16 protein-coding genes and 1 tRNA gene are annotated in these 22,566 nt (G+C 43.3%); 12 read left to right on the forward strand and 5 right to left on the reverse strand.

The annotated features are described in order from the left end of the window. The first annotated feature begins 1 nt into the window (after position 1). Positions 2–1,348: a phenylacetate--CoA ligase family protein gene (locus tag BST96_RS08115; protein ID WP_085758221.1), complete on the forward strand. Its 1,347-nt coding sequence runs from the start codon at positions 2–4 to the stop codon at positions 1,346–1,348. 40 nt (positions 1,349–1,388) lie between these two features. Here the strand turns inward: BST96_RS08115 and BST96_RS08120 are convergent, their stop codons facing one another. The 4 genes from BST96_RS08120 to BST96_RS08135 all read right to left on the reverse strand — a co-directional run bounded on the left by BST96_RS08120 (position 1,389) and on the right by BST96_RS08135 (position 6,074). Continuing rightward, the gene (locus BST96_RS08120) at positions 1,389–2,240 is read right to left on the reverse strand and encodes a phytanoyl-CoA dioxygenase family protein (protein ID WP_085758222.1); all 852 of its coding nucleotides are present in this window, start codon (positions 2,238–2,240) and stop codon (positions 1,389–1,391) included. Between the two features lie 76 nt (positions 2,241–2,316). Beyond that, entirely contained in the window at positions 2,317–3,330 is a 1,014-nt protein-coding gene (locus tag BST96_RS08125; protein ID WP_157117901.1) for a hypothetical protein, read from the reverse strand. 6 nt (positions 3,331–3,336) lie between these two features. After that, complete coding sequence (locus tag BST96_RS08130; protein ID WP_085758224.1) at positions 3,337–4,908, reverse strand: MBOAT family O-acyltransferase; 1,572 nt, start codon at positions 4,906–4,908, stop codon at positions 3,337–3,339. A 218-nt stretch (positions 4,909–5,126) separates the two neighbouring features. Further along, positions 5,127–6,074: a sulfotransferase family protein gene (locus tag BST96_RS08135; protein WP_085758225.1), complete on the reverse strand. Its 948-nt coding sequence runs from the start codon at positions 6,072–6,074 to the stop codon at positions 5,127–5,129. 240 nt (positions 6,075–6,314) lie between these two features. Between BST96_RS08135 and BST96_RS08140 the strand changes: the two genes are divergently transcribed. From BST96_RS08140 to BST96_RS08185, 10 genes are all read left to right on the forward strand, one after another. Next, a complete protein-coding gene (locus tag BST96_RS08140) occupies positions 6,315–7,412 on the forward strand; it encodes a glycosyltransferase (RefSeq protein ID WP_085758226.1) in 1,098 nt (365 codons plus the stop codon). 35 nt (positions 7,413–7,447) lie between these two features. Further along, positions 7,448–8,539: an acyltransferase family protein gene (locus BST96_RS08145; protein WP_085758227.1), complete on the forward strand. Its 1,092-nt coding sequence runs from the start codon at positions 7,448–7,450 to the stop codon at positions 8,537–8,539. Positions 8,540–8,571: 32 nt separating this feature from the next. Then, positions 8,572–9,669 (forward strand): glycosyltransferase family 4 protein, encoded by a 1,098-nt coding sequence (locus tag BST96_RS08150; protein WP_157117902.1) that lies wholly within the window; start codon positions 8,572–8,574, stop codon positions 9,667–9,669. Between the two features lie 40 nt (positions 9,670–9,709). Then, a complete protein-coding gene (locus tag BST96_RS08155) occupies positions 9,710–11,098 on the forward strand; it encodes a phenylacetate--CoA ligase family protein (RefSeq protein ID WP_085758229.1) in 1,389 nt (462 codons plus the stop codon). A gap of 7 nt (positions 11,099–11,105) precedes the next feature. Continuing rightward, positions 11,106–13,259, forward strand: a complete 2,154-nt coding sequence (locus BST96_RS08160) for a bi-domain-containing oxidoreductase (protein ID WP_085758230.1) — start codon at positions 11,106–11,108, stop codon at positions 13,257–13,259. 9 nt (positions 13,260–13,268) lie between these two features. Next, positions 13,269–15,164: an alginate lyase family protein gene (locus tag BST96_RS08165; protein ID WP_085758231.1), complete on the forward strand. Its 1,896-nt coding sequence runs from the start codon at positions 13,269–13,271 to the stop codon at positions 15,162–15,164. After that, on the forward strand, positions 15,164–15,907 hold the full coding sequence (locus BST96_RS08170) for a WecB/TagA/CpsF family glycosyltransferase (protein WP_157117903.1): 744 nt from the start codon (positions 15,164–15,166) through the stop codon (positions 15,905–15,907). The genes BST96_RS08165 and BST96_RS08170 overlap by 1 nt, the downstream gene beginning before the upstream one ends. 66 nt (positions 15,908–15,973) lie before the next feature. Next, complete coding sequence (gene xrtD, locus BST96_RS08175) at positions 15,974–17,581, forward strand: VPLPA-CTERM-specific exosortase XrtD (RefSeq protein WP_169713949.1); 1,608 nt, start codon at positions 15,974–15,976, stop codon at positions 17,579–17,581. A gap of 117 nt (positions 17,582–17,698) precedes the next feature. Further along, positions 17,699–19,252, forward strand: a complete 1,554-nt coding sequence (locus tag BST96_RS08180; RefSeq protein ID WP_169713950.1) for an MraY family glycosyltransferase — start codon at positions 17,699–17,701, stop codon at positions 19,250–19,252. 30 nt (positions 19,253–19,282) lie between these two features. After that, on the forward strand, positions 19,283–21,730 hold the full coding sequence (locus BST96_RS08185) for a tetratricopeptide repeat protein (RefSeq protein ID WP_085758234.1): 2,448 nt from the start codon (positions 19,283–19,285) through the stop codon (positions 21,728–21,730). 92 nt (positions 21,731–21,822) lie between these two features. Here the strand turns inward: BST96_RS08185 and BST96_RS08190 are convergent. Next, positions 21,823–21,899 (reverse strand) — tRNA-Arg (locus tag BST96_RS08190). 234 nt (positions 21,900–22,133) lie between these two features. Between BST96_RS08190 and BST96_RS08195 the strand changes: the two genes are divergently transcribed. Then, positions 22,134–22,562 (forward strand): c-type cytochrome, encoded by a 429-nt coding sequence (locus BST96_RS08195; RefSeq protein ID WP_085758235.1) that lies wholly within the window; start codon positions 22,134–22,136, stop codon positions 22,560–22,562. Positions 22,563–22,566: the final 4 nt, after the last annotated feature.

Consider the following 22,566-nt stretch of genomic DNA (forward strand, 5'->3'; position numbering starts at 1 on the left):
AATGATTTACGATTGGATTTACCGCAACGTTATTTTCCCCGGCTTTCATGCTGTTAAAAAGGATGGTGTCAATAGTGCATTAAAGAGAAGCACAGAGGCGGGGGCGCTCAGCCCAGAGTCGCTCGAAAAATTACAGTCTAAAAAGCTTCAGGATTTGCTTTGTCATGCCTATGAATCGGTACCTTATTATCACAAATGTCTTTCCGATGCTGGAGTAGACCGGGTTGAGGATATAACGCCTGCTCTGATCAGACAGTTGCCGGTGATGACTAAACCTTTATTCCGCGATCACTTTAATTCGTTAATTTCGTCGCGTGTTGATGGCAATGCTACTATTGATAATTCGACATCCGGTTCTTCGGGTGAGCCTTTTTTCTTTAAAACAGATATGAAATCGATAGCCTCCAGAGTGGCTACAGTGATAAGAAACTATGGTTGGGCAGGTATATCACTGGGTGAAAAAGAAGTTCGGCTTTGGGGGGCTCAGATGGATATTAAAAAATCTGAAAGCATACGCTCCGTCATACGATCATTAATTACACGGCAAAAAATTCTGTCTACTTATACAATGACGGATAATGATTTGGCGAACTATGCAGCCATTATCAATCAGTTTAAACCAACTATGCTGGTTTCATATCCTGGCCCCTTGTCCGTCTTTGCTGATTATTGTCGAGATAACCATATAAAACTACCCTCTGTTAAGGCTATGGTCACTTCGGCAGAAATGTTATTTCCCCACCAGAGAGAAAATATAGAAAGTGTCTTTGGCATAAAAATATTTAACCGTTACGGGTCAAGAGAGTTTGGCGATATTGCCCAGGAAGATAAAAACCATGATGGCTTAAGGGTTAATAGTGACCGTTTTTTTGTTGAAATATTGAGGGACGACCTCTCTCCATGTAGTCGAGGAGAAAAGGGAGAGCTGTACATAACCGACCTTGATAATTATGGGATGCCATTTATCCGTTACAAAATTGGCGATCAGGCTAGTTGGGCGGAGCAGGAAAATTTCTACCAGGGTATGCCTTTTCCCAAATTGAATCAAATTGAAGGCCGTTCTTTAGATGTTGTCATTGCGCCTAATGGTAATCGTCTGGGCGGTACATTTTGGACTATTTTGTTACGAAAAGATAAAGCGATTAAGGAGTTTCAGGTTATTCAAGATTCGAGCTCTCTGCTAATAATAAAATATGTACCAGAAGAGTCGATGAATAGCGGTATTTTAGATGCCTTAACAGCCGATATAAAAGCCAAATGTGGCGAAGATTTTGATGTTAGATTTGAAACGGTTGATAAATTTACAACCAGCGACAATGGCAAACATCGCCTGATTATTGTTCGTTAGCGGTCAAGTTGATAGATTGTTGCTAAACGTCAGTAAACACTTATATGCCTATTGCGTTTCTTTGTAATGGGCTAAGTGCCTCTACTTCTGCTTTCCCCTGCCATGTTTTATAAACCTGATTTCTAGGGAAAAGACTATATCCGCTATTATAATGGGCTACAAATGTCAGTCTTGGTCGAATGCAACGGCTGCCAAAGTGATACAAATTTTTGGCGTCTGCCATCATTGCCGACCCGGCAGGACTTTTAAAAGAGGCTGCGTCATCTAAATTTAGAAAGTTAGAGAGTGTTTCATCAGTAACATAATGTGGAATCTCGATATACCAGGGTGCTGCATTGGTGACCTTCCGGGGCAGAACCGTAAAAGGCCCGCATTCATCATCAACATCTGTAATGTAGGTGAACATCTTAACAATACGGCGATCGATTTTATCCTTGTGATAAAGGTGCGTCTGATGGAGTGCTTCGCCTTCATCTCGGGGTGTGGAGTAAATTAGCTCTATAGATTGCAAGAATGGCGTAGAGCCCAAGTAGCCACCTACAGTGTTTAAAATATCTTCATCCAGCGCATATTGCATGAAAGGGGTTGATGGCCTGTAATCCGGCGAGGAAATACTGTCTTTATAAAACTTCTTACCTTCTTGCGCGACCATGTCAGATTCATCCAGGCTATCAAAACGCTCTCGACATGCTGCAATTAAAGCGTTCGTCACGGTTTTTTCCACATTAAACGACGTGTAGCCATCTTTCAGCAGTTTACTAACCTGTTGCTGAAAAGGGGCATAACCGGCTGGGTCAAGGTCAAGCTGCCGTTGTTTATAGTCGCTAAGGTTTTTAGCGATTTTTATGTAGCGCTTAAGCCGAAGAATATTACGGTGATAAAAAAGCAGCATAGAGTGATTTTTTACTGCGATATGAGCTATGATTTTTATCGGCTGCGGTGGACATAATTATTCCCTGTATTTATTGTTATTTTTCGCTTACTACCGAGACAGTATCGATCATTAACTCGGCTTTGTATTTATTTAAAGCCTTCGTATAGATATTGATATAGTCGCGTTCAGACAAGTCATTTACCTTAATGCCAAAACCCGTTGTGCCGTTGTTCAACACGGTTGAAATTTCATTATTCAATTCCACACTATAATGATCACCGTCATAAGTGTTATCAGTTTTAGAGGTTCTATCTGAAGGGATTGAAAAATCATACAGTGGATTAAATAGAGTCGAGATAGCATAAGCCGATTGAAAATAATGCTTACTTTCACGCTCTGTTCTTGAAGCGACTTTCCAGGTTGAGACGGGTGTTATATAGGCAATAAATTCTGAGTTTTTGAAAATACCTTTTAATTCTCGATAGAGTTCAGCTATGTTTTCCTTTAGTACTACTTGGGAACGATCTTCTAGCTCAGGCTTATATACGGGGGCCGTATCAAAAATTCTGCAATAAAATTCGTCGTCATAGTAGCGCGGTAGGGGAGATATATTGGCCAATAACCTGCGAGACATATTTAAGCTACCAAGAGTCAAATAGTTTTTCCAGAAAACGGGCGGCGCACTATTGGCTTGTATAAAATCAGGAATATTGATGGGGCCTGGGACTATGGTAAAGTCTCTGTCATCTATAGCAATAATAATACGGCGAGGTGATGCGCCCCTATTATTAAGCCATTTAGAATACGCTAAATACTCTTCAGTCTTACCGCCTGAGAATGCAAAGTTATAACAGTTATAGCCTTCTATTAGTGATTCATTCAGCAAGGTGGCTCTAGAGCTGCCAAGAATTAAGCAGTCATAGTTGTCACTGGTTTTAATATAGCGATTAGGTTTTGATAGGCGCTCATTAAAGGCAAAATTTTGTTTTGTGAGCTTATTGCCGTCAAAATACCAAAGAGGGTCCATATAAATATTGATAGCCAGGGTGCTGACAAGCCCTGCTAACAAGAGAGATATTATGATGTAGTTGTACGCTTTATAATTCATAGTTTTTTAGAATTGGAAATACAAAAATTCGGAAACATTGCCTAGAGACAAAATGCAAAAGAAAGCTACTGGGGTAATAAGGAGTGCCCATACCCAGTGCCCATTCCAATTAATTTTGTAGCGGGCATTATATTGAATACTTTGCATGTCAAATACTGGTTTGAACTTTTCCATATATTCATGGGTATTTGGCATAATTAGAGCAATGATGAATAACAGCAATAGCTGTATGATACGGTTATCACCTTGTAGTAAGACCATAGCGTCTGCGGAATATGTCAGCCCCGCATTGGCCAGCATGTCGCCGAAACCCATCACCTTATTCAGAGTACCTAGCGCAGAAGCTGGTACAGTAACGCCATTTAGACCTGCCATACCTGCCAGTACTTGCTGTGCACCTGCAAAAGTTTCTGCTCTAAAAAATACCCAGGCAACGACCACGGCAATAAAAGTAATAAGTTGAGCCGTGCGCCGGCCAATCCATGTTGAATCAGAATCGTAAAACCCGGCTTTAGTCATAACTGATCGCCACGTATGATTGATCACTAAATACGTGCCATGCAAAAACCCCCAGAAAATAAAAGGCCAGCCTGCGCCATGCCAAAGGCCGCCAATAAGCATGGTGGCCATTAGGTTCACATGCCGCCGGTAAGAGCCTTTTCTGCTACCACCAAGAGGAATGTATAAATAGTCGCGTAAAAATCTTGAAAGCGTCATATGCCAGCGACGCCAAAAATCAATAATGTTGAGGGACTTATACGGCGAGTTGAAGTTCAAGGGTAAGCGTATGCCGAACATGCGTGCTGCACCGATGGCCATGTCAGAGTAACCCGAGAAATCAAAGTACAGTTGAAAGGTATACGATAATGCACCGACCCAGGCTTCAAAAAAAGTTAAGCTCTGGCCCTGCTCGGCAGCACTAAATACAGGCGAAGCATAAACAGCAATATTATCAGCCAGTACGACTTTCTTGAATAAGCCTAATGCAAAAATGGTCAGACCAACAGCCAGGTTTACATGTTTGAAACGATAGATATCCTTTTGTGCAAATTGGGGGAGCATTTCCTTATGGTGAACAATAGGGCCAGCAATTAATTGTGGGAAAAATGTTACAAACAAACAGTAATGCAAGAAATTATATTCTTTGGTTTCGTGTCGATAAGCATCAACCAAGTAGGTGATTTGCTGAAATGTGAAGAATGAAATTGCCAGCGGGAGTATGATTTTTTCGAGGTGGTAATTGCTTTCAGTGATGTAATTGACATTGTCGATGATAAAATTGGCATATTTGTAATATCCGATAAGCAAAAGGTTGCCAAGAATCCCAATAATTAATAGTAGCTTTCGATATCGATTATCATCATCTCGCCCGAGCCAGCTGCCTATTGTGAAGTTGAAAAGCATCGATGTGACGATAAGTATCAGATAGGCGGGGTTCCACCAACCATAGAAAAAGAATGACGCTAAAACCAACCAGCTGATTGCTGCTCGCCCAAACCCTCCATTGCCTAATAAATAAAAACCTATTAGTACAAGCGGGAGAAAAACAAGAATAAATTCGTAAGAGTTAAATAGCATGATGATTTTATGATTGGAATGTCCCGGATATTATTATGGTTTTCCAAACTATATGTATTGTATTAATTATCAAGCTTAATCTTACTGTTTATGGGGTTTTATGGAAAGTGTTATTTTGGTAAAGAGTGTAGGGTTAAAGGGCGTTATATGACGTGATTTTAGCCAATAATTGAGGGCTAGCGTAGTATAAGGCCCCAGCCTCTATCGCTAAATACGGGTTAAGGAGTGCTCCTTTTAGTGGTTGAAGTTTTCAGTTTGGACAAGTAGAAATGAAACCACAATATGATACTGTTATAACTGTCGGCGGGCTTAAAGCCCTGAGGTTTCAAGGTTGGATAATTAAATACAGACAGTTCTTTTTTCAAAAAGGTATTAATGGCAGCCTGCTCGGAATAAGACAGACGGGTGCTCCATTTGTCCAGGCTTTTAGTGCTGCTTCTGCCTTTAACGTTATTGTGTAAATGGCGTTGATTTTCAGGTATTTTTTCAAAGTAGGAAGTATCTTCCGATTTGCTTTTATTTTTCAGGCCTATAAAATCTACAACGGACGTTATCACTTTTTCCTGGTTGTCAATCAGGTCTTCATAACGAAGCAATAGAAAATCTTTTTCGCCTAAGTTGTCGTTAATAACCCTTGTGCGTTTTTTATAGCCATTGATAAAGCTAATAATGTTCCCCTTCTTTTTGTCATACAAAAAGTCGGCTTCTTTGATAGAGCTAAAGATTCCCCTTGGGTCACGTTGGATATAAATGTGCTTTGATTGGGGGAATTGCTTTCTAACTTCATCCAGACAAAAAGTATAAAAGCCGGATTTATGTATACGGAACGAGCTGGTGTTTCCCGCAAAATATTTGTCAAAGCAATAAGTAAAAATGTCAGAAAAAACGAGAGGGTAGCCCTTGCCAGATAGTGCTTTAAATGTAGTGTTTTTATCTAGCCCCCATTCTTTAAAGCGAACGTCATCGAAAAGCTCATCAAGATAGGCAGACAGCGAGGCCTCATCGAGAATAGGGTCATCCAGAGTGGGTAGCACCCGGAAGGGAAACCCGGGAAACCCGCTCTCAATGCCAACGGCTATATCATCATATTCATCTAACAGCCGGCATAGAAAGGTAGAGCCGGAGCGACTTTGATAATTAACAAAAATAAGATTATCGTGAATCATATAAAATGAACTAACATAAACGCTAATAATTATAATTGATGTGACTGCCTGTATTTGTCCTGTTCGGACAAAACTAAAGCTGCTAGAACCTGAAGGGCCGGCTGCTTATATAATGAGCAAGTAGTCTTCAGTGCGTTAAAAATACCTGAAGCGGCCATTGGCAGTGAGTTAAATGGTAGTCATCATTGTGTAAAAATACGAGCCAATCGTATCAGTGTTCGCCGGTTCTTGGGAGTAAATATGACAAGTATTCTAATTATTTCGCCATCGTTGGGGCACGGAGGGGCGGAGCGTCAGCTGACCGAGTTGGTAAAAGGGCTGTTGGGCAGGGGCCATCATGTCGAAGTGTTGATTACGCAGCTTGTGGAGGGGGGATATTATGAACAAATTGCGGCTATGGGTGTAAAAATTCACCTTATTGAGAGGCGCTCAAAGTATGATCTATCCGTTATACTCAGAGTCAGGCAACTTATCCAGTCAGCAGAGTTTGATGTCATACACCCATTCCTTGGTATGGGGAGCCTAATCGCTGTAATAGCCGGTTTAGGCCTAAAGGTGCCTATTGTGGCATCGGCTATAAGAGATGCCAAGGTGCCAGATATAAAAATAAAGGTAATGAGCCACGTGGTAGCCAGATTGGCGGATATCGTCGTTTCAAATTCAGAGGCAGGCTTTAAAAGTCGATTTAAGCGTCATGGGAAGAATTTTAGAGTTATCTACAATGGGGTGGATTTTTCACGATTTAAAGAGTCACCTGACGATATAGCCAGAATAAGAAAAGAGTTGGATTTAGGGCGTTTTGAACAGCTGATTGGCATGGTGGCCAGCCTCAGTGACAATAAAGATCATGAGGCATTGCTCAGGTCATTCAAAGTGCTGAAAGCGTCTAGAAAGGGTTTAGGCTTAATCATTGTTGGCGGTGGCCCCAATAGGGACAAACTTGAACGATTAGCTAAAGAACTGGGCGTCGCTTCCGATACGGTCTTCACTGGCCATCGCTCTGATGTAGACCAAATATACCGCTGCATGGATTTGGTTGTGCTGTTAACAAACAGTAAAAAGCATGCTGAAGGGGTGCCCAATGCATTACTGGAGGCCATGGCTGTAGGGGTTCCGGTTGTAGGTACTCGTGGCGGCGGCACCGAGGAGCTGGTAACTGACGGAGTTAACGGTAAGATTATCGAGCCGGGTTCGGTGAGTGCAGCCGTTGATGCAATACTATCAACGTTAGATAACTATGACCCAGAGATGATTGAGCGTGCAAGAGAATCGGTTAGGTCGAGGTTCAGTATTAACACCTATATCGATGAATATATTAATTTGTATAAAAGTGTGTGAATAAATGATTTCACATCAAAAGACACATAATAATAATGAATAATAAACAGTATAAATTTAACGAAAATAACTTTGACCTCATTCGATTGTTTGCGGCGTTTCAGGTGGCGCTTCACCACTCTGCAACGCATTTGAAAATCGAGCATGCATCGTGGTTGGGTTCAATTATTAATTTCTTGTTGCTTTTCCCCGGCGTCCCCATCTTCTTCTTTATCAGTGGCTTTCTAATTAGCCGCTCTTATGAAGGCAACCCAAATCCAGGGCAGTATGCTCAAAACCGTGGCCTGCGATTATTTCCAGGGCTGATTGTGTGCGGCGTGGTAACAACGCTGTCTATCTACCTTTCAGGGTATATGGGTAGCCTGGATGTTGCTGTATCTGACATATTTGTATGGCTATTGTCGCAGGTGACAGTTTTCCAGTTTTATGACCCAGACTTTTTAAGTGGCTATGGCATCGGCCAGGCCAATGGCAGCCTTTGGACAATCTATATTGAATTGCAGTTCTATATTCTAGTTCCCATTCTGTACTTGGTTTTGAGCCGAGTATTTAAGAGTCAAAACGCGTTTAATATTGCGATCATAGTGTTGGTTGCTGTCTTTTATGTCTCTACTATGGTGGCAGTTCCATTAATCGCAGATAACACCCTTTTATCCGGACTGTTTAGAATGAGTTTCGTCTCTTACTTCTATATGTTTTTACTGGGTGTGGTTTTTCAACGCTATTATCCGTTTATAGCAAAGCATCTTGAAGGGAAATTTCTAATAGTTTTGGCGATTTATGTAGTTTTCTACTATCTATTAAAGCAGTTTGTTAACGTGAAGTTGGGTAATGCTATAAACCCGGCACTTTATATTGTTTTGTGCTGCCTTGTTTTCTCGGCGGCGTTTAGTGCCCGTGATCTAAGCCGAAAGGTACTGGGTCATAATGATATATCCTATGGCATCTATATTTATCATATGCCGATCGTTAACTTTCTCATTTATAATCAGTTTTTGGGCACCGACTTATCATTGCTTATAGCGATGATCACTACATTGCTAGTGGCCATACTGTCCTGGGTTGTCGTAGAGCGCCCTAGTATGAAAATGAAGAAAAAGTCATTGAATCCATTAGGCAAGAACTAAGACCGCAGTTTTAGTTATCCCCGGGAGTGGTTTTGTTAGCAGCACAAGCAAGTAAACATCGCAGTTGCATGGCATTTGTTGGGCCTTGCCCGCCTCCGTTGGGAGGTGTTGCGATGGCTAATATTAGCGCGCAGCGTTTATTGGGGGAGGAATTCCAAGAGGAAGTTTTTAATACTTCCAGGGGTGAAGATAGAGAGGACCTCTATGGTAAAAAAGGCATCTCTGAAATACTTGTTGCTTTTTCTCTCATCGCTAAATATATAGGCTTTGTATTTTCTTCAAAGAGTAAAGTATTCAATATTTATGTCACCTCCAATCTGGCCTTTATAAGAGACATCTTCTTCATTATTGTTGCCAGAGCGATGGGAAAAAAAATAGTGGCGCACCTACATTCAAAGACCAGTGGAGAACTGTTTTTGTCAGGTTTTTTACTAAAGTTGATGGGGCGTATTTTAGGCCTTTGCCATACGGTGATAGTGCTTTCTGATTATCACAAGGCGTTTTTTGAACGTCATATAAAAGGCACCTCTCTAGTTGTACTTGAGAATTTCGTCTTCGTTGACGATCTAAAGCCGGAAAAGAAAAGAACAGAGCTGGAGTTTTTATATATCGGCCGGTTAACCCGGAAAAAGGGGTTTTATGATTTACTGGATGCTATGGACATTTTGCATCGTCAAGGTAACTCCTGTGTTATCAATGTAATTGGTGCTGCAGAAACTGACGAAAAAGAAGCTGCACTGCGTGAGCGTATAAAGAGTAGCGGGCTGTCCGAGATGGTTCGCATGCACGGGCTGTTAAGTGGTGAGGCCAAATTTTCTCTGTTTAAACGTTCTGCGGTGCTTGTGTTTCCTTCGCATTTTGAAAATTCACCTATCGTATTAAAAGAAGGATTAGCCGCTGAGCAGTTAATCGTATGCAGTGATATACAGGCTAATATGAATATCGTTGGTGCATTGCCTGCGGTTATGCCCTTTGAGCCTGAGCAGCCTGAGCAATTGGCAGCTATAATTACTGGCTTACTTGAAGATACAGAAAACACATTGCAATTAAGTCGCAAGGCGAGCTGCCCCAAGCAAGCTACCGATACGCATGCAAAGATGACCTTAAGCCGTATTGTTAATGCTTTTTAATGCAGTTGATTTTTATCGTGTTGAAAATTGAGATTAATTCATGTCTACCCTAGATAATCTATATCAAAAAATGCCAGCGTTTATCCAGACACTGATGTGTAGTGGCTATGGCTTTTTGTTAAAAAGGCGTAGGTACAACAAAGAATACTTTCGCATTGAAAAAGAATATGTTGATCGAGATTTTTATAGCTCAGAACAATTACAAGCGTTTTCCTGGGATGAATTAAAGAAGCTGGTCATATTTGCACAGAACCATGTCCCTTATTATAAAAAGCACTTTGAAAAAACAGGTATCAGTGCTGACCAAATCAATAGCCCTGAAGACTTTGCGCGTTGTATTCCGGTGCTGACAAAAGCGGAAGTGCAGGCGAATCTAGCGGATTTTTCACCTGATACTCTTGATGAGATGGAAACCATGGAGGTAAAGACCAGTGGCACTACGGGTACGGGTCTGGTTTTTCCAGTGACTATAGATGCAGACAGAAGACAATGGGCACTTTGGTGGCGCTATCGTATGCGTTTTGGCATAGATCACTCCACATGGTACGCCCATTTTTATGGCAAAAGTGTTGTGCCGTTGAGTCAGGATAAACCCTCTTTTTGGCGAATCAATTACCCCGGCCGACAAATTTTGTTTAGTGCCTACCATATGCAAGAAGACAATATGGAGGCTTATGTTGATGCTTTAAATCATTATAAGCCGCTTTGGATTCAGGGCTACCCCTCTCTCTTGGTGTTAATCGCTGAGGCGGTGATACAGCATGGGGGTCTGACTTATCAACCAGAGGTGGTAACCATCGGCGCAGAAAGCCTATTGCCCCATCAAAAGCACATTATTGAACAGGCCTTTGGTGTCGGTTGCCGTCAGCACTATGGCCTTACCGAGATGGCGGCTAATATTTCCGAGTGTCCCGAAGGAAATCTGCATGTTGATGAAGATTTTGCTCATGTTGAATTTCTGGATGACGGCAATGGCATGTATGATATTGTGTCGACCGGCTTTGTTAATAAGGCTTTTGTACTGCTGCGTTATAAAACCGGAGATACCGCCAGTCTGCCCACTGGCAATGCAAGCTGCTCCTGCGGCCGGGCCGGGCGTCTGGTCACCGATATCGATGGCCGTATTGAAGACTATATAGTGACCCCCGATGGCAGGAAGATCGGCAGGCTCGATCATATAGTGAAAGACATGGTAAATATCAAAGAGTGTCAAATCATTCAGAACGCTCCTGATAAAATTACCTTTAATGTTGTAAAGGGGGGTTCCTATAAGCAAGCTGATGAACAGCGGCTGATAGTAGAAACCAAAAATCGAATTGGTGATTTAATTGATATCACGATTAATTACACTGAATCATTAACAAGAAGTAAAACGGGGAAGTTGCGGTTTGTAGTATCTGAACTAAAAGATAATCAACAAACCCTCTAGAGAAAAAATGAAGCAAGTTACGCAAAATTATAAAACCGGTGAATTAAAAGTTGATGATGTGCCCGCGCCGGCACTTATGTCTGGCGGCATATTGGTTGAGAATAAATATTCTTTGATTAGTGCTGGTACTGAAAAATCAACGGTGGATATGGCTAAAAAAAGCTTGGTAGGTAAGGCTCAGGCAAGGCCTGACTTAGTTAAAAAAGTTATCAAGCAAGTGCAAAAGGACGGCATAGTAGATACCGCAAAAATGGTAATGGGCCGCTTGGATACCCGTGCAGCTCTGGGGTATACCTGTGCAGGTGTTGTGGCGGAAGTTGGTGATAACGTGGATGGCTTTTGCCGTGGCGATCGTATTGCCTGCGCAGGTCAAAATTATGCTTCACATGCTGAGGTCGTTAGCGTACCCAAAAATCTCTGTATTAAAATTCCTGACGGTGTTTCTTTTGAGGATGCCTCCTATGTTGCTGTTGGGTCAATAGCCTTACAGGGTGTAAGACAAGCTGAGCCGCGTCTAGGCGAAGTGGTTGCGGTTATTGGTTTAGGATTGCTGGGCCAAATTGTTGTACAAATGCTAAAAGCTAATGGCTGCCATGTTATTGCCAGCGATCTGGATCCAGCAAAACTTGAGTTAGCAAAAAAATTAGGGGCGGACAGTGCAGTTTCTGGTCAGGAGTTAGCGTCTGTAGCCAGCGGTGCGACGGATGGGTATGGTGTTGATTCCGTCATTATTACGGCAAGTACAAAAAGTAGCGCACCGGTTGAAACGGCCGGAGAGATATGCCGTCAAAAAGGCAGGGTTGTCGTTGTCGGAGCGGTGGGTATGGACTTGCCCCGAGAGCCTTATTATTTAAAAGAGTTGGAGTTGAGATTGTCCTGCTCTTACGGCCCTGGGCGATACGATTCTGAGTATGAAGAAAAAGGCAATGACTATCCTTATGGCTATGTCCGTTGGACCGAGCAACGTAATATGTCGGCCTTTTTACAGTTGGTAGCCGAGGGGAAAATAGACCTTAAAGCCCTAACAACGCACACCTTTGATATTGAAAGTGCTGGTGATGCCTACGATATGATTTCTGGTCAAACAGAAAGTTATCTTGGCGTGCTGTTAGAGTATACATCGCAAAGTGATGAGCGCTTTCGTCAGCGGGTTAATTTAACCGGTACCGCCACAAGCGGTGGTATTCAGGTTGGTCTGGTTGGTGTCGGTAACCATATCAAGGATATGCTGCTTCCATCCATCCGGAAAACAGCCGGTGTCACCATACGAGGTATTTGTACAAATACAGGCATTAACGCCAAAGCTGTTGCGGAAAAAGAAGGCGCAGAATACTGTGTTTCTAATTACGAAGAAATTGTCAATGACCCAGAAATCAATGCCATTGTTGTGGGTACCCGCCATGACACGCACGCAGAAATAATTATTGCCGCACTCAACAAAGGTAAACATGTGTTTGTTGAAAAACCACTGTGCCTTAACAAAGAAGAGTTGGCGGCCGTCGATGCTTGTTATCGGGAAGCGGCAAAGCAGGGCGTGGTATTGCAGGTAGGTTTTAACCGCCGTTATTCACAGCATGCAGAAAAAATTAAAGGTTTTCTAGAGCCGCGCAATAACCCTTTAACAATGAGCTACCGTGTAAATGCCGGAGCAATACCGGCAGACCATTGGATACAAGATGGCGAAGTCGGTGGCGGGCGTATTATTGGCGAAGCGTGCCACTTTATTGATTTTATGCAGTTTATTGCAGGGGCTGACCCAGCAGCAGTATTTGCTTTTGATGTCGGTCAACATGATTCCGGTATTACCCAAGATAAATCCATCATCAACATTCGTTTTAAAGATGGGTCTATTGGTACATTAATTTATTGTGGGGATGGCGATAAATCTTTATCTAAAGAGCGCTTCGAAGCGTTTGCTGATGGTAAGTCAGTGGTTATGGATGATTTTATGCTAACCGATATGTATAGCGGTGGCCGAAAAAATCAATTTAAATCCAAGAAAATGGATAAAGGGTTTTCAGCGGAAATTGATCAGTTCTTTAGTGCGATTCAGCGGGGTGCTGACAATAACCTCTATGAACAGGCCAGAGCTACCACACTGGCTTCTATCGAGGCGGTTCTGAGCATGAGCTCAAAAAAGTGCCATGATTTGGACTCATAACCTGATTTCATGAAACTGACCTGGTATATCAAACGGCTGAAAGTGATGGGGCTTAGAGAAACTGTTCATAGAGTTTATGAACAGCTCTCTTTGCAATGGTTACGGATACAGCAAAGCCGACGCAAATTCGTAGAGCCAGACCCTTCGTCTTTTAGTTTTTGCGCAGGTTCACAAGCGCAACTACCAACACTGCAATGGGATCGCCATGCCAACAGAGAAAAAGCGTCATCGCTGCTGGCAGGGCAGTGGTCGGCTTTAGGTTTTGGATGGCAGTGGCAATCAGCTGGTGACTGGCGCAGAGCTCCTGATACCGGTTCATTGTGGCCAGACGTCTTTTTTGGCGCTATACCTTATCGGCAGGGTAATCCTTACGGTGATATTAGAGTGGCATGGGAGCCATCACGGCTCCAGCAATTGGTGAGTTTGGCATTGCTGGCACAAGATGACGCCAGTAGAGAAACCGCCGTACGGTGCTTTGAGCAGCAGCTGTTGAGCTGGGTTAAATCCAACCCTCCTTATTTAGGTATTCACTATGTTTCCGCGATGGAGTGCGGCCTGCGCCTTATAGCCGTCTGCCATGCTACAGATATGATAAGGCCCTATTTACAGAACTCTGAGAGGGTTTGGTCTGCAGTGTTGCAGCTGGTAGAGGGCCATGCTGACCTCATCATTAAACGTCTCTCACTCTATTCTTCAGCGGGGAATCACACATTAGCTGAAACCGCTGGTTTAATTTATGCGGGTGTTTTATTTCCTGAGCTAAACAATGCCGCCAAATGGAAGCGTGTCGGACTTCCTCTGTTCGAGCGCGAGGCGGACAGACAATTTAATCAGGATGGCGGCGGTATAGAGCAAGCTTTTGGGTATCATTTATTTGTTACCGATTTGGCCAATATAGTCTCGGCTTTACTGGCCAGCAAAGGCCAGCCCAGTGCCACGGTACAGCGTATCGTTGATCAAGCCTGTGAGTTTTTGTCAGAGTTGTTTAACAGTGAGTTCGAATTACCTAATGTTGGGGACAACGATGGTGGTTATGCGCTCAGCCCTTACTTACTAAGCTCCAAGCAATTAGCTAAACCCAGAGACGGCATTAGAACTTTTCCTGATAGCGGTTACTCGGTATTTAGAGATACTTCTGAAACAGGCAGAATGATTTTGTTTGATCATGGGCCCCTGGGGATGGCGCCTTCTTACGGCCATGGCCACAGTGATTGCTTGTCCATTATCTGGCGAGAAAAAAACGAAACCTTACTGTTAGATGCGGGTACCTATACCTATACCGGAGACCAGCGATGGAGACAATATTTCAGGGGCGTTAGCGCACATAATACCGTGGCGGTTAACCACAGACATCAAGCCCGGCACGAGAGTGCATTTATGTGGTCAGCGCCCTATACACCTTGCTTGTTGGATCTCCCCAGCCGCATCGATGGTTATGATGTGCTTTTGGCTTACCATACGGGTTATGAGGACCAAGGGCTTAGACACTATCGCTGCGTGATCATCGGGCCTGAGGGTGATGCTCTGGTCTGGGATCAGTTGGCCGCTCTGGGCCCGGTGGGCAGTGAGACATATGCCTCTTTGTTCTGGCATGTGGGTGGTCAATTTTTGAGCGAAAATGAGGATGGCGGTGTTTTTTCAACTTCTACAACAAGTGGCGCTGCACTCAACATCGATATAACCGGCGGTGATATAACAGTCCATTATGGTGATGAAGACGTGCCGATAGGTTGGCATTCACCAACATATGGTGAAAAACTACCAATTTACACCGTCGAAGCTCGGCATAGTGGTATTTTTCCTCACGAGTTTTATACCTATATCTCACCAGCTTCAGCTACTATTAGTGATCATAAGAAAGATCAGTTTGAAACGGTTTTAGAGAAGTTGAGGTCCTACATTTAATGAATCAGACCCGCATGCAAGTTACCGGGGTACCCGTCGATAATATCGATATGGACGGTGTAGTTGACCATGCCCAAAAGATGGTAGCAGGCAACCAACAGTGCACTATTTTTGCTATGAATCCAGAGAAGGCGGTGGCTTCACTGGATGACCCCGAGCTGTATGACTGCCTGAATTCTGCAGGGTTATTGATCGCGGATGGCATCGGTATTATTTTGGCTTCCAGAATCCATGGTGTGCCATTTAAGTCTAGAGTGCCTGGCTCGGAACTCATGCCGAGGTTATGTGAAATGGCGGCGGCTAATAGCTACCCCATATTCTTGTTTGGTGCCAAAGAAGAGACGAATAAATTAGCTGCCGAAAAACTCGTACAAACTTACCCGGGATTAATTATCGCTGGCCGTCAAAATGGCTATGTGGATGAAAGCGGAATGCCGGACCTTATAAATACAATTAACGAGTCTGGCGCCAAGCTGCTTTTTGTTGCCTTAGGTAGCCCTAAGCAAGAGTATTGGATGAATCAATACAAGGCCCAGTTAGACGTATTAATATTACAGGGCGTCGGTGGTACCTTCGATGTGATATCAGGTACCGTCAAGCGAGCACCGGCACTGTGGCGTTTTTTTCACCTCGAGTGGCTTTATCGGCTACTTTCACAGCCGCGCCGGTTTATCCGTCAGTCCAGGCTCCCCGCCTATGTTTGGCTGGTGATTAAAAGCCGTTTAGGTTTGTTGAAAGCATAATAATTATAAGTTACATCAAAAAAACAATTACCCATACACAGTTAATAAATTATAAAGATGCAAAAAATGACTTCAAACGATAGCTCAGAAAATACTTTAGAAGATAAAGCGAAAAAGGAAAGCACGATCATACTGGTCATGTTTCTGTTAGCTCTTGGTGCTTTAAGTTTTGTTTTTTATGATGGTCTAAGTTACATGGTTGAGATATGGGGAACCTCTGAGGAGTATAGCCATGGTTATATGATTCCGATGGTGGCTTTATATTTAATTTGGAAAAAACAGTGGGAAGTTAAAGAGTCTATGACCACCGGCGCTTGGATATCAGTGCCGATTTTGATGTTTGGTCTGGTGTTGTTTTTAGTGGGTGAACTAAGCTCGCTCTATACGATTATTCAGTACGCATTTTTAGTGTGTTTCTTTGCAATTATTTTGGCCTTCATCGGCCTCAAATCCTTCAAGATTTTATTGCCTGCTATTACTTATTTGGTTTTCATGATTCCGCTGCCGGTATTTTTATACAACAGTTTGTCAGCTGAATTGCAGTTAATCTCCTCCGCAATTGGTGTTGCGGTAGTGCGTGCCTTTGATATTAGTGTCTATTTGGAAGGTAACGTCATTGATTTGGGTGTTTACCAGCTGCAAGTAGTAGAAGCCTGTAGTGGTTTACGCTATCTGTTCCCGCTCATGAGCTTCGGCTACCTCATTGCCTTTTTATATAAAGGGCCAATGTGGATAAGAGCTATATTGTTTTTATCTACCATCCCCATCACAGTCCTGATGAATAGCTTCCGCATAGGTGTGATCGGAGTGACCGTTGAATATTGGGGCATAGAAATGGCAGAGGGTTTTCTGCATGATTTCGAAGGCTGGGTAATATTTGTTGGCTGTTTAGGTGTTCTGGTTTTAGAAGTATGGTTTTTCCAGTGGCTAAGAAAAGGTGACGGTAGCCTTATCGACAACCTTGATCTGGACTTGCCAGAAGAAACTCTGTCCATGTCCGACTTAAATTTCACCCGGCAGACCCAAAAACCACTTATTGCTTGCCTGGGTCTTATGTTGATGGCCTCACTTGCATTGCCCATGCTGGAGTCAAGACAAGAAGAGCAGCTGGAACGTACGTCGTTTAGCCAGTTCCCCCTATATAACAAATCATGGAATGGTCGCGAAGACTCTCTTGAAGAGAGCGTGTTGGATGCGTTAAAACTTACGGACTATTTTATTGCGAATTATACGTCTAAGAAGAAAGATGCGAGGCTTAATTTTTACGTAGCTTATTATAGCTCTCAACGTAAAGGTTCATCCATTCATTCGCCTCGTTCCTGTATCCCTGGCGGCGGCTGGAAAATTACTGGTCTTAGAGAGCATACAATAGACAGTGTTATCAGTCGTGAAGGAAAACCGTTGAATGTAAATCGTATCTTGATTCAAAAAGACGGATTTGCGCAGATTGTTTACTACTGGTTTGAGCAAAGACATAGAAACGTAACGAATGAGTATTTGGCTAAATGGTTTATCTTTTGGGATTCTTTAACGATGAATAGAACCGACGGTGCGTTAGTGCGTGTAACAGTACCGGTGCCAGATATAGCCGACATAGATGTGTATGAGGAACAAGCCACACAATTTGTCATAGATTTTTACCCAGAACTTATAAAACATTTACCTGAGGCCTAATGAAAAAGCCTCGTAATATAATAAACAAAGCATATTATGCAGTTAATATATAGCTTTACAGTCGCATTGTTTTTGACCATTGCCCTGATCCCATTGTTGATCAGGTTCGCAAGTCAGATGCAGTTGCTTGATAGCCCGGATGATGACCGCAAGGTACATGATAAGGCTATCCCGCGCAGTGGCGGTTTAGCCATTGTGCTTGGCGTGTTCTTGCCGTTGTTATTTTTATTGCCCATAGAAAATGAATTTAAAGGCCTGGTCTGGGGCGCAGCAACCATCGTTATCTTTGGCTATCTGGATGATCGCTTTGAGCTAAGTTATCAGTGGAAGTTCTTAGGGCAAATCATTGCTGTTGTGGCTGTGATGTTAGGCGGTATCAATATCGATATTATCCCTTTGATGGGTTATGAATCCGCCCCATTATGGCTCAGCCTCCCGCTTACCTTTTTATTTTTATTGGGGGCTACCAACGCGGTTAATCTCTCAGATGGTCTGGATGGTTTAGCGGCAGGCACCTCACTGCTTAGTCTGGCGCTGATTACTGTATTTGCTTTGTTGCAAGACAACCAATCCATAGCCTTGGTGTCCTTAACTCTTATTGGTGGCCTGATAGGCTTCTTGCGTTATAACACATTCCCTGCGCGTATTTTTATGGGTGATACGGGTAGTCAGTTTTTAGGCTATATGGTTGCCTGCTTGGCGGTACTGGTTTCACAAGGTGAGCGGTGCGCTATCAGTTCAGCTTTGCCGCTCTTAATTCTTGGGTTACCTATATTAGATACTTTTACAGTGATGACCATCCGCATCAAAGAAAAGAGATCACCGTTTTCGCCGGATAAAAACCACCTTCATCACCAACTGATGTCACTGGGCTTAAAACATTTTGAGGCAGTAGGTGTTATCTATCTGATTCAAGTCGTTCTATTGATAAGTGCCTATATATTCCGCTTTGAGTCAGACTTATTTTTATTGGCCTTTTATAGCCTGTATTCAGCGCTAATTATTGGCTATCTTTATATGGGTTATAAGAAAAAAGCGCGTGAAGGTGCTGCCGGCGCTGTAGAGCGACCACAGGATGCGAGAGATCGTCGTAATCAAATATTGCGAAAAATGGATTGGGTGTACTATCATTCTGCCACTGTAATCGAATGGTTTATTAGTGCGATCCTGCTTGTCTCAGCAACCGTGGTTAATAGTGTGAGAAGTGATTTTGCTATTGCTTCATTAGCATTGGTGGCGGGGCTGGCGGCACTATTTTTGGCAGCAAGAAAGCATTCGGCATTTGTTGCTAGAGTGTGTTGCTATAGTGCTAGCGTGTTCGTAGTGTACCTTTATACAACGTCCAGTATTAGCGAAGAGTTACGGATGGTTGTCGATAGTGCATTTATTGTATTGGTCGCATTTTTAATGTTAGCTATTCGCATGACCCGTAAAGAAGAGTTCCGGCTGGATACTCAGGATCTACTCGTATTGCTGTTGGTCATCATTGTCCCGCAGCTGCCCTTTGAGTCGCTAGATAATAATGAAGTGGGCCTTATATCATTGCACTTAGCAGCGCTAATGTATGGGTGTGAGTTTATTTTAGGGCGTGAAAAAACAAATTTTAGAGTGTTAACTCTTGTATCTATAACAAGTTTATTGCTGGTTGGGCTGCCGGCAATTTTAACCTGATTTCATAACTTAGAGCCTTTGGAGAAAAAAATGGCGCGCAATAATATTAAGAAAATAGCTGGGGTGAGTATTCTTTCTGGCATGCTCTTGCTTACAGCCTGTGGTGGCGGAGAAGAGCGACAAGAAAAGTATCTTAGTAAGGCTCAGGAATACTTTGACCAGGACAATATGGACAAGGCGAAAATTGAAGTTAAGAATGTAATGCAAATCAACCCCAAAAACCCTGATGCCAAGTATTTGATGGGTTTGATTGATGAGAAAAATAAAAACTTTCGTGGTGCGTTCAGACAGTTTTCTGGCGCGGTAGAGCTTGATGCCACCCATATCAAGTCGCTTAATAAAGTAGCGAGCTATTATTTGATGAGCCAGGATTTGGTTAATGCGCAGGAGTCAGTAGACAAAGTTATAGCGCTTGATGCTAATAATGCCGATGCCCTTGCTTCACAGGCGGCGATATTTTCCCGCTCTGAGGAAAATGAAAAGGCAATAGAAAAAGCACAGCTGGCATTATCCATCGAGCCGGGGCATATACGTGCAACGACTGTACTGACCGCCATTTATGCACAAGAAAATCCTGATCTGGCATTAGATGTTATTTCCAAAGGCATAGAAAGCCAATCAAAAAATGAGTCACTGAAATACTTGAAGATACGTTTACTGGCGTCCCAGCAGAAAACTGAAGAAGTCGTTGCGCTATTTCAGGAGTTGATTGCCGAGTATCCCGATAATTTAATGTATGTTTTCCAGTTGGTGAACTATCAAATTGAGGGTCTAACTACAGGTGATAATCTTGCCAATGAAGAGAATGAAGAGACTGAAGCTGTAGAAAAGAGAAAAGATGCTGCGGAAAAAACGCTTAGGGATGCTATCGCCACAAATCCGGATAAAGATGACGTTAAGCTTTGGCTGGTTGAGTTTTTGGCAAAAAACAGAGGGAAAGAGATTGGAATTGATCAGTTGGCTTTATTTGTTGAAGAATACCCAGAGAGCTTTAAGTTGCGCGATCAGTTGGCTCAATCTTATCTGAACTCTGATGAAGTCGACAAAGCCAGCGCTCTTTATCAGTTTGTTATCGATACTTATCCTGAAGATACAATAGCACTGGAAGCTCGTAATCGACTGGTCTCTATTGCCCTGTCACAAAATGATCGGGAAAAAGCCAATGCCCTACTGGCAGAAATCTTTGAGATCGAACCTGAAAATATTGGCGCATTGATTACCAGGGCTCGATTAAAGTTATCAGAGAATGATATCGACGGCGCTATTCCTGATTTACGTGTAGTGTTAAAAAATGCCCCTGAATCAATACAGGCGTTACAGTTGATCGCCCGGGCACATGAGTTTAATAACTCTCCTGATTTAGCTTTGGATAACTACCAGCGGTTATTGGCCGTTCAGCCCAAAAACATGAATGCATTAATTGGCTCCAGCCGTTTGCTGATTGCTAAGGACCAAATCAAAGAAGCACTACCAATACTGGAATCTGCCAGAGAAATAGATCCTGCTAACCCCGAGATGGTCAGGTTGCTTACAGATCTATATACCCGTGAGCAACGCTGGGATGATGCATTGTCTACAGCCGCAAAATTAACCGAGAATGACAAAACCATGGGTATGGGTTACTACTTGCAAGGGCGAGTTTATTTACGTCAGAAGTCATTTGAACCCGCTGTTGATGCTTTGAAAAAATCGATTGAAACTGAGCCTAAAGGTGTTGAAACCCTAAGCTCTCTGGTCGGTGCCTATATCGCGTTAGAGCAACTTGATAAAGCCATTGCTTTTGTTGATGCTCATGTTGAAAAGTACCCTGAGCAACTCCATGCTCTGGAGTTGCAGGCCAACCTTTATATTAGAAATGGGGATATAACTGCGGCGACTGACAAGCTCAATACAGTGTTAGAGATGGACTCAAGTAGAAATTCTGCTTATATGGCCCTGGCCCGTATCTATGCATCACAGGGGAAAACGGATGACATTGAACGTTTATTTATAGACGGCTTGCAGAAAAATACTGATAACTCACCTTTACGGTTAATGTTGGCTGAGTATTACCAGACGCAAAAGCGGTTTAAAGATGCCATAGATGTCTACGATGCCATTCTTAAGGACAACCCGGATGCCGTTATGGTGAAGAATAATATCGCTTCATTGCTGATGGATCATTTTAATACGCCAGAGAACAGAACCAGAATTATCGATTTGGCTTCAGACTTGGCGGCTACAGATAATCCCGCTTTTCTTGATACTGCTGGCTGGGCTCAATATCAGCAAGGTAACTATCCGCAGGCTGTTTCACTTCTGGATGCGGCTATTGAGAACGGTGGAAAAGGGCCCGTTTACCACTACCACCTGGGTATGGCTTATTTCAAAAGTGATATGAAAGCCCAGGCGAAAGAGCAGTTGGAATTTGCATTGGCTGATGACACGGTTGAGTTTACTGGGAAGGAAGAGGCCCAGAGTACTTTGAGCCAGTTGTAAGGAGCAGGGTAGGCGGTTCGCTTACTGCGCAAGCTACGGCTTGCGGGTTATTTACTAAAAAAGGCCACCTACAAGGTGGCCTTTTTTATAGATGGCCCGCCCGACAGGATTCGAACCTGTGACCAACGGCTTCGGAAGCCGCTACTCTATCCAGCTGAGCTACGGGCGGAGGGCTGCAGTTTTGCAGGCCACGCATGATACCTATGAACGTTGGTTTAGTCTATGTATCTACCGCATATCAGCCTTTTCGGCGGTGATTTGCCTATATTGGCAATAATTAATAGCCCTTAAATTTCCGCTTGGGGCGGAAAGTAGCTATAATTCGCGCCTGTTAATCCGGCGGTGGCCGGAACAAAGGTTTTAGCCAGTATCTGGCGAATAGAGAATGAGGACATCGATAGTGATGAACATGTTAAAAAGCAACGCCGTTAAGCTGATGGGTATCTTATTATTGGGTATGGCAGTGTCTGCCCACGGTGTATCTGACAAGCAGCGTGCTGCGATTGAAGAGCGTATTGCCCCTGCGGGTAGTGTGTGTATGGAAGGTGATAGCAGCTGCGGAGCCGCTGTGGCCTCTTCGGGTGGCGGTGCCAAGTCCCCGGAAGATATCTACAACACCAACTGCATGGCCTGCCACGCCACTGGCGCAGCCGGTGCCCCTAAAATGGGTGATGCAGGTGCTTGGACTGGCCGCATGGATAAAGGTCTGGAGACGGTTTACGCCAATGCTATCAACGGTATCAATGGTATGCCCGCCAAAGGTCTGTGCATGAGCTGTTCTGATGATGATGTTAAAGCTGTGGTTGACTACATTCTTGATAACAGCAAGTAAGTAA

The organism is Oceanicoccus sagamiensis (genome assembly GCF_002117105.1).
GTDB classification, from domain to species: Bacteria; Pseudomonadota; Gammaproteobacteria; order Pseudomonadales; family Dasaniaceae; genus Oceanicoccus; species Oceanicoccus sagamiensis.

Coding starts and splice junctions, on each gene's coding strand:
- BST96_RS08135 (WP_085758225.1), bottom strand. CDS start 6,074: ATGATTCACGATAATCTTATTTTTGTTAATTATCAAAGTCGCTCCGGC.
- BST96_RS08170 (WP_157117903.1), top strand. CDS start 15,164: ATGAATCAGACCCGCATGCAAGTTACCGGGGTACCCGTCGATAATATC.
- BST96_RS08120 (WP_085758222.1), bottom strand. CDS start 2,240: ATGCTGCTTTTTTATCACCGTAATATTCTTCGGCTTAAGCGCTACATA.
- BST96_RS08165 (WP_085758231.1), top strand. CDS start 13,269: ATGAAACTGACCTGGTATATCAAACGGCTGAAAGTGATGGGGCTTAGA.
- BST96_RS08185 (WP_085758234.1), top strand. CDS start 19,283: ATGGCGCGCAATAATATTAAGAAAATAGCTGGGGTGAGTATTCTTTCT.
- BST96_RS08145 (WP_085758227.1), top strand. CDS start 7,448: ATGAATAATAAACAGTATAAATTTAACGAAAATAACTTTGACCTCATT.
- BST96_RS08125 (WP_157117901.1), bottom strand. CDS start 3,330: ATGAATTATAAAGCGTACAACTACATCATAATATCTCTCTTGTTAGCA.
- BST96_RS08160 (WP_085758230.1), top strand. CDS start 11,106: ATGAAGCAAGTTACGCAAAATTATAAAACCGGTGAATTAAAAGTTGAT.
- xrtD (WP_169713949.1), top strand. CDS start 15,974: ATGACTTCAAACGATAGCTCAGAAAATACTTTAGAAGATAAAGCGAAA.
- BST96_RS08195 (WP_085758235.1), top strand. CDS start 22,134: ATGAACATGTTAAAAAGCAACGCCGTTAAGCTGATGGGTATCTTATTA.
- BST96_RS08130 (WP_085758224.1), bottom strand. CDS start 4,908: ATGCTATTTAACTCTTACGAATTTATTCTTGTTTTTCTCCCGCTTGTA.
- BST96_RS08180 (WP_169713950.1), top strand. CDS start 17,699: ATGCAGTTGCTTGATAGCCCGGATGATGACCGCAAGGTACATGATAAG.
- BST96_RS08140 (WP_085758226.1), top strand. CDS start 6,315: ATGACAAGTATTCTAATTATTTCGCCATCGTTGGGGCACGGAGGGGCG.
- BST96_RS08155 (WP_085758229.1), top strand. CDS start 9,710: ATGTCTACCCTAGATAATCTATATCAAAAAATGCCAGCGTTTATCCAG.
- BST96_RS08115 (WP_085758221.1), top strand. CDS start 2: ATGATTTACGATTGGATTTACCGCAACGTTATTTTCCCCGGCTTTCAT.